Origin of the sequence: Streptomyces sp. NPDC006711 (assembly GCF_042869775.1) — a bacterium.
In the GTDB taxonomy this organism is placed as follows: Bacteria; Actinomycetota; Actinomycetes; order Streptomycetales; family Streptomycetaceae; genus Streptomyces.
On the sequence record NZ_JBIAGO010000027.1, the window covers coordinates 35,901 to 48,494 of the forward strand.

Consider the following 12,594-nt stretch of genomic DNA (forward strand, 5'->3'; position numbering starts at 1 on the left):
ACAGAAGGGATGTTTCCGCAGGTGAGGGGCGGGGCGGACGGACCGGGCAGACGGGACACGCCAGTTGAGGCGAAGAGACCCATGTCTCACTTGCACACAACGGACATACACCCCGAACTAGCCCTGTTGCGGGGCCGAGTTCGGGGTGGCGGACGGGGCGGGGGACGCGGTGGCCGACGAGGGCGCGCTCGGGGTCGCGGGGGCCGCGGGAGCGGCGGTCACGCCCTTCAGGTCCAGGCTCTGGCCAGGCAGGATGAGGTTGGGGTCGGTGCCGATCAGGCGCTCGTTGGCGTGGTAGAGCGCGGGCCAGCCGCCCTGGACCTTGTGCGCGTCGGCGATGACCGAGAGGTTGTCGCCGGGGCGGACGGTGTAGGCGCCGCTCGCGTCAGGGGCGTTGCCGCTCTCCCGTGAGGCGCCGTCACCCCGCGAGGCGCGCTGCCCCGCGTCGCGGTTCTCGCCGGCCGGGGCGCCCGTGCCGTCGCCGGCGGCGGGGTCGGGCCGGCCGGCCTCGGCGCCGGGCGCGGTGGACCCGGGCTTGGCGCCGGCGCCGTCCTCCGGCGCGGGGGCGCCCCGGTGCTTGCCGGAGCTGGACGGGGTGGAGGCGGAGGGCGCCGGCGAGTTGGCCGGGCCGTCCTGCCGGGTGGCGTCCGGGGCCGGGGTGGCGGCCGTGCCGCCCGGAGTGGCGGCGTCCTCGGGCGTCTTGGTGGCGGGGACGGCCGGGGTCGCCGGGGTGACCGGAACCGACGGCGCGGGCGACGCGGTGGAGCCCGAGGTGTCGGGCACGCCCGGATCGACGTCCGCCGAGCCGCCGCCCTTGGTGAGGCCGGCGTCGGCGCCGCAGTTCGCGAACGCCGAGGGCCCCTTGGCCGCGAGCACCTTCTCGGCGACGGCTATCTGCTGGGCGCGGCTGGCGAGGTCGGCGCGCTGGGCGTACTCGTTGCCGCCGTACGCCTCCCAGGTGGCCTGCGAGAATTGGAGCCCACCGTACAGACCGTTGCCGAAGTCGGCGCTCCACTGCCCGCCGGACTCGCAGGAGGCGACCTGGTTCCAGGTGCCGGCGTCCGCGGCGTTCGCGCCGGTCGCGGCGAGCAGGGGAAGCGCGATGGCCGATCCGGTCACTCCCGCCGCTACGACGAGGGCGGGTGCCTGGCGGGGTCGACGATGCCGTCCATTCCCGGAGCGCATGGATAAGGCCTTCCGTGTGACTGCTGAGCCGAATGAACGGTGAACGTAGCCGTACTCGAACGTCTGTCACAAGTCGATGGACTCACGATCACATAAAAGTCACAGTCCTGACGGCGTGTCAGTCGCGCTCCGTGCGAGGCCTCCGGTACGCCGCCTCAGCGCGGCGGGGTGAACGCGACCGGCAGCGTGCGCAGTCCGCGCATGATGAGGCCGCCGCGCCAGCGCAGCTCCTCCGGTTCCACCGCCAAACGCAGGTCCGGCAGGCGCCGCAGCAGGGTCGCCAGGGCGGTCTGTCCCTCCAGTCGCGCGAGCGGCGCGCCGAGGCAGTAGTGGATGCCGTGGCCGTATCCGAGGTGCTGGTTGTCGCGCCGGCCGAGGTCGAGCGTGTCGGGATCGTCGAAGCGCTCCGGGTCGCGGTCGGCGGCGGCCAGCACGACCAGGACCGGGTCGCCGGGTGCGATGTCCTGGCCGCCGATGGTCAGCGCCTCGGTGGCGAACCGCCAGGTCGCGAGCTCGACCGGCCCGTCGTAGCGCAGCAGTTCCTCTACGCCGCTCTCCAGCAGGGCGCTCTCGCCGGCCGCGAGCGAGGCCTGGAGGCGGTGGCGCTGCCCGGGGTTGCCCAGCAGGGCGTGCATCCCGTTCCCGATCAGGTTGACGGTGGTCTCGAACCCGGCGAAGAGAAGGATGAAGGCCATCGCGGCGGCCTCGTTCTCCGTCAGGTGCTCGCCGTGGTCGCTGGCCTCGATGAGCCGCGAGATGAGGTCGTCACCGGGGTTCTCGCGCTTCTTGTGGATGAGCTCGGCGAGATAGTCGCGCATCTTCTTCACCGAACGTGCGACGCCGCCGCGCGGGCCGCCGCCGTGCCGGATCATCATCCCCGCCCAGTCGCGGAAGTCGTTCTGGTCCTCGCGGGGTACGCCGAGGAGGTCGCAGATGGCGTAGATGGGGAGCGGGAAGGCGAACTCGTGGATGAGGTCGGCCTCGCCGTTCGCCGCGAACGCGTCGATGAGCTGGTCGGTCAACTCCTGCACGCGGGGGGCGAATTGGGCGACCGTACGCGGTGTGAACGCCTTCGACACGAGGCGGCGCAGCCGGGTGTGGTCGGGCGGGTCGATGTTGAGCAGATGCGTCATCAGCTCGGCCTTGCGCTCGCCCGGGATGCCGGTTTTGCCCTTGGCGTGGGCGGGCTCGGCGTGGTGCGCCGGGTTCTTGGAGAGCCGCTGGTCGGCGAGGGCCTGCTTGGCGTCCCCGTACCGCGTCACGAGCCAGGCCTCCACGCCGCTGGGGAGCCGGGTGCGGTGCACGGGGGTGTGCGTGCGGAGCCAGGCGTAGGCGGGGTAGGGGTTGGTGGCGAACTCCCAGGTGAAGAGTTCCGGACCGGCGGTGAGTGGGGCGTCGTCCTGCACCCCCCGAACGTATCCCGCGCCGCCCCTGCCGGGGGCCGGGGGGGGCTGACTCTGCCCGTGCGGGCCCGCACCGACCCCGCCAGGGGCGCGGGGAACTGCGCGCCCAGCCACGCACGGCCCGCACCCGAAAGCCGACCCCTTGGGGCTCCGCCCCAAACCCCGGTCGCGCCTAAAGGGCGCTTGTCCTCAATCGCCGGACGGGCTGAGGGTGCCGATCCGGGCCAGCACCAGCCCTGCCAGGGGCGCGGGGAACTGCGCGAAGAGCGACCACGACCCGCAGCCGAGGTCCCTGGGGCTCCGCCCCAGACCCCGGTCGGCCTGAACGGCCTCGTCCTCAATCGCCGGACGGGCTGAGGGTGCCGATCCGGGCCAGCGCCGAGTAGTCAGGGGCGCGGGGAACTGCGCGATCAGCCACGCACGGTCCGCAGCCAGGGCCCCTGGGGCTCCGCCCCAGACCCCGTTCGCGCTTAAGGCGCTCGTCCTCAAACGCCGGACGGGCTGACGGTGCCGATCCGGGCCAGCGCCGACCCCGCCGGGGGTAAACGCCGGACGGGCTAGGTATGTGCACATGGGCCAGCACCAGCCCTGTCAGGGGCGCGGGGAACTGCGCGAAGAGCGACCACGACCCGCGGCCGGGGTTCCTGGGGCTCCGCCCCAAACGCCGGACCGGCTCGGCGGGACCTTCGCAACCGGTGGGTGGCGGGGTTACTCCGTCGCCCGGATCGCTTCGCGGTACGTCCGCGCCGCCGCGCGCAACGCGGCCTCCGGATCGACCCCCGCCGCCTCCGCCTCCACCGCGAGGCCGAGCAGCCGGTAGCCCACCCCCTCCCCGGAGGGAAGCGGGACATCGAGCCCACCCGCCCGCGCCCGCCCGGACAGCTTGGCCGCAAGCGCCAGGGCCGGCTGCCCCAGCGGCACCCCGTCCGTCACCGACGCCCGCCGCTTCTCGACCGCCTTCATCCGCAGCCAGTGCTCCTTGACCTCCTCCGGCGTCTCGGCCGTCTCGGAGCCGAACACATGCGGATGCCGGTGGATGAGCTTCTCCACGATCCCGGCCGCGACGTCGTCGATGGAGAACGGCTCCTCCTCGTCCTCCTCGGCGATCCGCGCGTGGAAGACGACCTGGAGCAGCACATCGCCCAGCTCCTCGCGCAGCTCGTCCCTTTCGCCCTCCTCCACCGCCTCGACCAGTTCGTACGCCTCCTCAAGGGCGTACTTGGCGAGCCCCTTGTGGGTCTGCCGCGAGGACCAGGGGCAGGCGCGCCGGATGCGGTCCATGACCTGGACCAGGTCGAGCAGGCGCGCGCCCGGCAGATCGTAGGAGCCGGGCAGCAGTTCCAGGTCGGGCATGCTCACCCGGCCCGACCCGGCCAGACGGGCGAGGCCGTCGGTGAGCCGCTGGTCGCCCTCGCCGGAGGGGAGCACGACCACCGTGCGGCCCCCCGCGCACGCCGCGACCAGTTCCGCCGCGTCCGGCACGGAGAGCTCGGCCTCGATGCCCGCCTCGCGCAGATACGGCAGCTGCGGATGCCCGGGGTCGGGGCACAGGACGAGGTCGGCGGCGCGCAGGGTCTCCCACGCGGGCCACGACAGGAGCCCGGGGGCGACCCGGTGGCTCGCCGTGAGCAGAACGATTCGGCCGGTTTCTTCGACAGCAGTCACCCGTCGAACCTACCCGCAGGCTCAGCCGGTCGAGGCGGCGTCCCCCGGGTTGTCCTGCTGGTCGGGGGCGGGGCCCTGCTGATCCTGGGGCGCGCCCTGGGGCCCCGCCGCCGGCTTGGCCCGGGCGATCCACGGCGCCTGGTAGTCGGCGAGCTGGATCTGGCTCGCGTTCCAGCTGCCGTAGCGGGGGTTCACGTCCACCTGGAGGTCCTTGGACGCCTTGACCAGGACGGGCAGCAGATCCTGCTGGGTGCGCGCGCCGATCTTCGCGGCCAGCTTCTGCTCGGTCACCTGCCGCTGCACATAGGTGTCGATCTGGTCCGGCGCGAGCCCCCCATTGGTGAGGGCCTGCTCGCGCAGCTGGTCCTCGCCGCCGGCCTGCTGGACCATCGCGGCCCGCGCGTCCTGCGTCTCCTTGCGGCTGACGCTCACCCCGGCCTGCCCGGCGGCGCGCGCGAGCACCCGGTCGAAGATCATGTTGCTGAGCTTCACCTTGCCGAGCTGACCCGAGTCCTTGATCAGCTGCGCGGACTGCGGGGACTGCTGCTGCGCCGTCCGTACGTCCTTGACCTCGGCCTGCAACGCGGAGACCTCGATCCGTTCGCCCCCGACGACGGCCGCGGCCCCCGGGTGGGCCGTGCTGCCGCACGCGGTAAGAAGGGGACCCGCGGCGAGCAGGACGACAGAGACGGAGAGCGCGGTACGACGACGGCGGTGCAAAGGGGCCTCCCGGCGGAGCAGATACGTGCGGCGTGGCGACGGACCTTGCTAAGACCTTGCGGTGATCGATGTTAGGCAGTCGGCGGGGCCGGGGCCACTGATTCGCCCAACGATTCGCGACCCCCATCGGTCGCGGGGGTGAAGCCGGATGAAGCCGCGCCGTCCATCACGTGAACTGACGTCCGCACCGGCCGTGTTGGCGGCGGTGGTCCGGCATATTCGAGGCAGCGCACAGCAAAGGACCCCGATGCCGACCCTCGAAGCCGCCCCCGCCCCGCCGCAGGCCCCGGACAGGGCGCCGGCCGCCCGCCGCCGCCCCCGCGCCAGGGCCGCCGCCCTGTCCGCACTGATCACCCTGATCTCGGTGTGCGGCGCGGACGCCGTCGCCGGGGTGATCCCGCTGGGCTCCCTCCAGCGCCACACCCGCAGCATCAACGACCTGGGCAACCAGTTCGTGCCCTTCCACGCCCACCTGTGGGACCTGCTGCACGGCCGCGCCGAGGGCGGGCTCCTGCTCAACTGGCAGTCGGGGTACGGCACTTCGTTCCTGCCCGACCTCGGTACGTACCTCAGTAGCCCCTTCGCGCTCCTGGTCGCCCTCTTCCCGCGCGACCGGATCGACCTGGCCGTATACGTGATCACCGTCCTGAAGACGGCGGCCGCTGCCGTCGCGATGACGGTGCTGCTGCTCGCGCTGCGCCCGGGGGTGCGCCACCGCTGGGCGGCCGGGGTGCTCGGCGCCTCGTACGCGCTGTGCGGCTGGTCGGTCCTTGAGGCCACGTACAACCCGATGTGGCTCGACGGCCTGATCGCCTTCCCGCTGCTGTGCCTGGTGGGGCACTGGGCCAAGGCCCGGCGGCGCCCGGTGCTCGGCCCGCTGGTCGTGGCGCTCGCCTGGACCGCCAACTTCTACACCGCGTACATGGCCACCATCGGGGCCGGCCTCGTGCTGCTCCTCCTGCTGTACGTGGACCGCGACACCGACGCGCGCGGGCGGATCCGGGCGGCGCTGGTGGCGGCGCGGTCGGTCGTGCTCGGCATCGGGCTCTCGGCGCCCGTCCTGTTCACCGTCTACCTCGGCACCAAGCACGCCCACCCGGGCTGGGTGCGGGAGTTCGCGCCGGTGTCCTGGCCCGACTACCTGGCCCGCACCCTGCCCGCCACCTACTCCTTCTCCTCCCCCGCGCTCTTCCTCGGCACCGGCGCCCTGCTCCTGGCCTGCGCGCTCGTCTTCCACCGCGCGGTGCCGCGCCGCGAGCGGTACGCCTGGTCGGGGCTCGCCGCAGCCGTCGCGCTCTCCTTCCAGTGGAAGCCCACCCATCTGGCGTGGCACGCCTTCGTCACCCCCAACGGCAGCCCCTACCGCCAGACGTTCATCCTGTGCGGCATCCTCGTGATCGCCGCCTGGGTCTGTCTGTCGTACGGGCTTCCCGGGCGCCGGGCGCTGCTCGGCGGGGGCGGGGTGCTCGCCCTGATCGCGGCGGCCGCGGCCTTCAGCGACCTGATCTCCGCGTGGACCTACCCCCTGCTCGCCCTCGGCGTCGCCGCCGTGGCCGGCGGGCTGCTCCTGGCCCGCCGGGGCCGGCGCGGGCTCACCGTCGCCGCGCTCGTCCTCATCGCCGGGGCGCAGATCGCCCAGGCCGGCGTGGAGCAGGCGTACGGGGACAAGGAGCGGGCCGCCCGCATGGACGGCTACCCCGCCTGGGGCCCCGCCCACACCGAGCGGGCCGCGCTCATCGCGGACGCGCCGGGCGGGCCCGGTTTCCGCACCGACCCCGGGCAGCGGCAGATCACCAACAACGACCCCATGCTGCTGGGCGGGGAGGGCGCGGCGTACTACTCCAGCCTCACCCCCGAGGTCCTGAACCGTACGATGACCGCGCTCGGCGGCGGCTGGACCTCGCGCGGGCGGGCGCTTCAGAGCCTGGACAACCCGGTGACCGACGCGATCTTCGGTGTCGGGGCGCGGGTGCGGGTCGCGGGCAAGGACGGCGCGCCGAGTCTGGTGCGGGCCGCCGCGACGCCGCCCCTGGTCACGCTCCGGCCGGCCGGGCCGCCCCTGTCGTACGGCACGAACCCCTTCCGCAACCAGGAACTCCTGCTCGGCGCCCGCGTCTACACGACCCGCACGCTCTCCCAGGGCTGCCCCGCCGGGACCGACATCTTCCTGTGGGCGCCCGAACACTTCGGCACGGCGCGGCTCGGCGGGGGGCCGGCCGTGGAGATGCGCGGCGGCGCGCCGAGCCGGCGGGCCCCGCTCATCCCCTTCGGCACCTCGGCGGGACCGGGGCGCGCCTCACACGTGACGCTGTCCCCCGCGGACCGCGACGCGGAACTGGGCTGTCTGGACCGGGCGGCGCTGGCCCGCGCGGTGGAGCACCTGCGCACATCGGGGGCGACCCGGGTGTCCGTCTCGGACAGCTCGGTACGGGCGGAGTTGCCGGGTGGGGCGCAGGGCACGGCCGTGTTCGCGATGCCGCGGATCGCCGGGTGGACATGCGGGGTGGACGGCGGTGCGGAGCGTCCCGCCGGCGACTACTTGGGCCTGGTCGCCGTCGCCCTTCCGCCCGGGGCGCGGTCGGTGGAGTGCGACTTCCGGCCGCCGGGGTTGCGCTCCGGGGTGGCGGTGGGCGGTGCGTCCGCGCTTGCGCTCCTGGGCGTGGGGTGCGGGCCGCGCCTTGGCCGCCGGTTCGCCCGCCGGCGCGGGGCTCCGCCCCACACCCCGGAGGACCCCACCCCGCCCCTCCCCTAAACCCTCCGGGGCTGAAGGAACAGACCCTGGGGCTCCGCCCCAGACCCCGTTCGGGCCTGAAGGGCCCTCGTCCTCAATCTCCCCCAAGGCCTTAAGGGCCAGGGGGGACCCCCATGACGGGCTGACCATGCCCGTACGGGCCAGGGTCTCGGATGCTCAGGGGCGCGGGGAACTGCGCGATCAGCCGTACACGACCCGCACCCGAGGGCGAACCGGGGTTTTCAGGGGCGCGGGGAACTGCGCGAACTGGGGCTCGGCGTACGCGTGCGTGCCCCTTCGCCGGAGCGCCGCAGGCTATACGCCCCGGACTTCCCGCTGCCGGGCCAGCGCGCGGCGCAGCTCACCGGGGTAGGGGTGCTGCGCCCCGTACACCCGCTCCGCGTCCCACAGCAGCCCGCGCAGATGCTGATGCCCGGCCCCGTGGTCGCCCACCGCGAGCAACAGGTCCCCGATCCGGTGCCGCACGGCAAAGGGGCGGGACGGGTCGGATCCGGCGTACAGCGCCTCGAACCCGGGCAGCACCGCCCGGTACTCCGCGAGCGCCCCCGCCGCGTCCCCGAGCTGTTCGAGGCACTGCGCCACGTCGTGGCGGAAGTCGAGGGCCTGCGCGTCGGCGGGACCCGCGTCGGCCGCCCGGTCCGCGGCGAGCCGGCGCAGCTCGGGCAGGGCGCGCCGGTACTGGCCGTCGTCCATCAGCGTCGCCGCGTACTGCTTGCGCAGGATCCGTACCACCGGCGAGCGTTCACCGTGCTCGGCCGCCGCGGCGGGCAGGATCGAGCCCAGGACGTCGACGGCCTGGGTGATGCGGCCCTCGCCGAGCAGCCGCTTCGCCTCGTCGACGGCGCCGGCCACGTCGGGCCGTGGCGCGGCCGCGGGCAGGGGCGGGATCACGAGAGCGGGAGCAGGCCCCGGCGCGGCGGCGCGGTCGGGCCAGGGCGCGTGCGGGCGCAGGAAGGGGCGGGTCGGATCGAGTGGGCCGCGAGGGCAGGGGCCGCCCCGCGCCGGCAGCAGCGGCGCGAGCACCTCGTAGACCTCCTGCGCCGAACCCGGCCTGTCCTGCGGGTCCTTGGCGAGCAGGCGCAGCACGAGCCCTTCGAGGGATCCGGGCACCTCGGGGCGCACGCCCCGCACGGCGGGCGGCGGCTCGTACAGGTGGCGGTGCAGGACGCCGAGCGCCGTGGATCCCGCGAACGGCACGTCGCCGCTGAGCATTTCGTGCAGCAGCACCCCCAGCGCGTACAGATCGGTGCCCGGGCCGACGGCACCTCCCATGGCCTGTTCGGGCGCCATGTAGGCGGGCGAGCCGATGGGTGAACCGGTGTGGGTGAGGCGGGTGGTGTCGGAGTCGAGGACGGATGCGACCCCGAGGTCGAGCACGGTCACGGTGCCGTCCGGCTTCACCATCACGTTGCGCGGCTTGAGGTCGCGGTGGACGATCGGCACCGCGTGCACCGCCGAGAGCACCGCGCACAGCTGGGCCGCGACGGCCACCGCCCACGGCCACGGGTAGGGCGTGTGCTCGGCGAGATGGTCGGCGAGGTCGGCGCCTTCGACGTGCTGCATGACGAGGTACAGGTCGTCGCCGTCGCTGCCCGCGTCGTGCACGGTGACGAGCCCGGGGTGGTCGACCCGCGCGGTCACCCGGCACTCGCGCACGAAGCGGCGCCGCAGCTCCTCCGCCTCCTCCGCCCGCCCCGAGCCGACCCGGTCGGGGCGCAGGAGCTTCACCGCGACCCGGCGGTCGAGGCGCTGGTCGTACGCCGTCCACACCTGGCCCATGCCGCCCTGGCCGAGGAGCGCCGCCAGCTCGTACCGTCCGGCGATCACCCGCCCCACGGTCACCGGGCCTCGCCCCCGGTCCCCTTGCGCAGATACTGCGACAGCTCGTCGAGCTCGGCCCTGACCTGGTCGATCCTGGGCGCGGCGGGGGTACGCGGCTGCGGGGGCACGGGCGGCACCGGGGCGGCGGGCACGTGCGCGGTGGGCGCGCCGGGCGCGGGGGTGTCGGCGTACGGATGGGCGTAGGGGCCGAACCCGGGGGCCGGCGCCGCCGGTATGTGCGGCGGCCCGTACCCGGCGGGCGGGCCGTACGGGTGCGGCGTGAACGGCATCCCGATCGCGTGCCGGATGTCGGCGTACAGGAAGTGGGCGGTGGTGATGACGGCCAGGGAGAGCAGGCCGATCATGCCGACGTCCATGGTGACGCCGTTCTCGTCGTCCGCCGCGACGACGAACGAGAAGAAGACGACGAACACGGTCAGCTGGGCCCAGAACACCACCCAGTGGGCCCGGCGCCGGGTCATGATCGCGAGCCTCAACGGCGCCGCCCACGACAGCAGTCCGAAGCTGACGAGCGGCACCAGGGCGAACAGCACACGCAGCACCATCGCCACCGGCCCCGCGGATCGGGGCTGCGGCGGTCCATAGCCGGGGCCGTGCATCGCTGCTCCTGGAACTGGGTCGGGCCGGACGGATTCAGTCGGGCCGATACGAGCGAGCCGACCCCATGGCATGAGCGTATACACCGCCACCGACACCCGCCCCGGCGCTACCCGACCCGGTATCCAACCGTCACCCGGTGTTTGGCCGTCACCCCGAACTCACCCGCGCCCGCCCGGTGTCCCCTTCTTCCGTGCCGTTCCGTGGGCCCGGGTCGAGAGTGCCCTCCGTCAGGCCGTCGTGCAGGCCGCGCACCAGCTGTTCACCGAGGCGTCCCGCGAGCCGCAGCGCGTCCTCGAACGCGGCAAGCGCGCGGAAGTGTTCGCCGTAGCGCACCTGGTCCGCCAGGGGCAGCCGGGGCAGCCGCAGTTTGCGTACGTCCAGGCGGGAGGCGGTGGTGGCGTGGCTGCTCGCCTGGCGGTGGTTGGCGGTGCCGCGCAGGAAGCCGGCCAGGAACCACGGGTCGAGCGCGCCGGGCCGGGGCCGCAGCAGCTGGAGGTTGCGCCCGAGCGCCGCGCCCGCGTCGGTCTCGGTGGCGACCCGGGCGATCGCGCCGCCGCCCAGCACCGGCACCACGACGTCGCCGGCCCGGATGAGCGCCGGCTCCTCCGGTGGCCCTTCGGGCAGGGTGCCCGAGGGCGCGGTGCCGGCCAGGACGTCGTGCTCGGTGAGTACGGCGGGCGAGGCGCCGTCGGCGGTGCCCGCGCCGCCCGGGCGCAGTGACAGGGCGCCCGCGCGGGCGAGTTCACCGACGGTGGTGAGCGACCAGCGGGCGCTGGGGGCGGGCGCTGGGGGCGCCGGGGACAGCCCGGCGGCCGTCCGCAGGGTGGCGTCGAGCCGTTCGCGTACGGCGTCGAGCGCGGCGGCGCCGCCTTCGGCGGCGGGCGGCGGCAGATGGCGGGCGGGCGCCAAGTCGACGTCGGCGTCGAGGAGTTCGATGACCGGCACCGACCGGCTGACCCCGGGCCGCCCGGTGAGGGTGCCGTCGCGGTCGAACGCGGTCCACGCGTCCAGCACGGCGCGGTGCAGGGCCGGCCAGGGCAGCCGGTCGCGGGCGCCGTCCGCTGCCGCGCCCTCGACGCCGGAGGCGTCCACGAGCAGGAGTTCACCGGCGGGGCGGGTGGTGGCGCCCGGCTTGCGCAGCACCCACAGGTGCAGCGGGATGCCGTAGGGGGGCGCCGCGCCGGGTGGCAGGGCGACGACCGCGCGCAGCGCGCCGCGCCGCAGCAGATCGGCGCGGATCCGGCGCCCCGAGCGGCGCGACGCGGCGGCCGGCGGCATGAGCAGGACGGCCGTGCCGCCTTCGCGCAGCCGGGCCAACGCGTGCTGCACCCAGGCCAGTTCGGACTCGGTGCGGGCGGGCAGGCCGTACTCCCAGCGCGGGTCGTAGGCGAGTTCGTCGTGGCCCCAGGCCCGCTCGTTGAACGGCGGGTGGCAGAGCACGGCGTCGGCGGCGAGCTCGGGGAAGGCGTCCGCGCGCAGGGAGTCGGCGGCGGCGGTACGGACGGTGGCCGGCCCGGCGAGGGCGAGCCGCAGCCCGGTCAGGGCGGCCAGGTCCGGGTCGGCGTCCTGACCGTGCAGGACCCCGGCCCCGGGCAGCGCGCGCAGCAGGGTGCCGGTGCCGCAGGCCGGGTCGAGGACGGTGGCGGCGGGACCCACGAGCGCGGCCATCAGGGCGGCGGGGCCCGGCGGGGTGAGCGTGTACTGGCGAGGGTTGGCGTCGAGGTGACGGCCGAGCAGGAACTCGAAGGCGTCCTGCGCTCCCGCGTCCGCCGCGAACTCGGCGACGGCACGCAACAGGGGTACGGAGGCGGCCAGTTCGGCGGCGCGGGGGGTGTTCACCGTGCGGCGCTGAACAGGGCGCCCGGCCGACCCCGGCTGCCCCTGGCCATCCCGGTCATCCTGAACGTCCTGGCCATTCCGGCCGTCTTGGCCCTCTCGGCCGTCCTGACCGTCCTGGCCGCCCCGGCCGTCCTGATCATCCCGGCCGTCCCGGCCATCCCGGCCGTCCCGGCCGAAGCGTTCGGCCAGGACCGTGTCCAGGACGTCCGGCAGCCGCTCGGCCAGGGCCGCGTCCGCCAGCGGGGCCGCATCCCGCCACAGCCCGGGCCGGTGGCGCAGCACCAGTAGGACGCAGCCCGCGTGCACCAGGGCGGTGACGGCGCCACCGGGGTGGCCGGTGAGCTGCTGCCAGACCCGTTCGCGCAACGGGACTTCGGCGAGCTTGCCCTGGTCGCGCAGCCATTGCTCGACTTCACGCAGCGCGAAGGCGGGGCTGGTGTCGGTGCCGCCGACCGGCTGGGGGAAGTCGGCGTGCCGCCGCCGCCAGTTGCTGACCGCCGCGCGGCCCACCCCCGCGAGCCGGGCGATGGTGGCCGCGGTCACCTCCGTTGCGTGCTCCGGCACTTGGCCGCCCCCTTCGTCCTCGGA

8 protein-coding genes are annotated in these 12,594 nt (G+C 74.8%); 1 reads left to right on the top strand and 7 read right to left on the bottom strand.

Going from position 1 to position 12,594, the window contains the following annotated elements; translation table 11 throughout:
• Nucleotides 1–117 precede the first annotated feature (117 nt).
• From ACFYM2_RS32640 to ACFYM2_RS32655, 4 genes are all read right to left on the bottom strand, one after another.
• Nucleotides 118–1,119, bottom strand: a complete 1,002-nt coding sequence (locus ACFYM2_RS32640; RefSeq protein WP_388841177.1) for a transglycosylase family protein — start codon at nt 1,117–1,119, stop codon at nt 118–120.
• 221 nt (nt 1,120–1,340) lie between these two features.
• On the bottom strand, nt 1,341–2,591 hold the full coding sequence (locus ACFYM2_RS32645; protein ID WP_359007323.1) for a cytochrome P450: 1,251 nt from the start codon (nt 2,589–2,591) through the stop codon (nt 1,341–1,343).
• Between the two features lie 705 nt (nt 2,592–3,296).
• Nucleotides 3,297–4,253, bottom strand: a complete 957-nt coding sequence (locus tag ACFYM2_RS32650; protein ID WP_359007326.1) for a nucleoside triphosphate pyrophosphohydrolase — start codon at nt 4,251–4,253, stop codon at nt 3,297–3,299.
• Between the two features lie 21 nt (nt 4,254–4,274).
• The gene (locus ACFYM2_RS32655) at nt 4,275–4,973 is read right to left on the bottom strand and encodes a SurA N-terminal domain-containing protein (protein WP_359007328.1); all 699 of its coding nucleotides are present in this window, start codon (nt 4,971–4,973) and stop codon (nt 4,275–4,277) included.
• 247 nt (nt 4,974–5,220) lie between these two features.
• Here ACFYM2_RS32655 and ACFYM2_RS32660 point away from each other — a divergent pair, with 247 nt between their 5' ends.
• A complete protein-coding gene (locus ACFYM2_RS32660; RefSeq protein ID WP_388841180.1) occupies nt 5,221–7,725 on the top strand; it encodes a YfhO family protein in 2,505 nt (834 codons plus the stop codon).
• A gap of 294 nt (nt 7,726–8,019) precedes the next feature.
• Here the strand turns inward: ACFYM2_RS32660 and ACFYM2_RS32665 are convergent, their stop codons facing one another.
• From ACFYM2_RS32665 to ACFYM2_RS32675, 3 genes are all read right to left on the bottom strand, one after another.
• Nucleotides 8,020–9,561 carry a serine/threonine-protein kinase gene (locus ACFYM2_RS32665; protein ID WP_388841218.1) on the bottom strand — a complete coding sequence of 514 codons (1,542 nt, stop codon included), beginning with the start codon at nt 9,559–9,561 and terminating at the stop codon, nt 8,020–8,022.
• A 2-nt stretch (nt 9,562–9,563) separates the two neighbouring features.
• The gene (locus ACFYM2_RS32670; protein ID WP_359007334.1) at nt 9,564–10,166 is read right to left on the bottom strand and encodes a hypothetical protein; all 603 of its coding nucleotides are present in this window, start codon (nt 10,164–10,166) and stop codon (nt 9,564–9,566) included.
• A 148-nt stretch (nt 10,167–10,314) separates the two neighbouring features.
• Nucleotides 10,315–12,570 (bottom strand): N-6 DNA methylase, encoded by a 2,256-nt coding sequence (locus tag ACFYM2_RS32675; RefSeq protein WP_388841183.1) that lies wholly within the window; start codon nt 12,568–12,570, stop codon nt 10,315–10,317.
• Nucleotides 12,571–12,594 lie beyond the last annotated feature (24 nt).

What these genes read in the sequence shown, in the direction of transcription:
- ACFYM2_RS32660 (WP_388841180.1), top strand. Translation starts at nt 5,221, where the DNA reads ATGCCGACCCTCGAAGCCGCCCCCGCCCCGCCGCAGGCCCCGGACAGG.
- ACFYM2_RS32670 (WP_359007334.1), bottom strand. Translation starts at nt 10,166, where the DNA reads ATGCACGGCCCCGGCTATGGACCGCCGCAGCCCCGATCCGCGGGGCCG.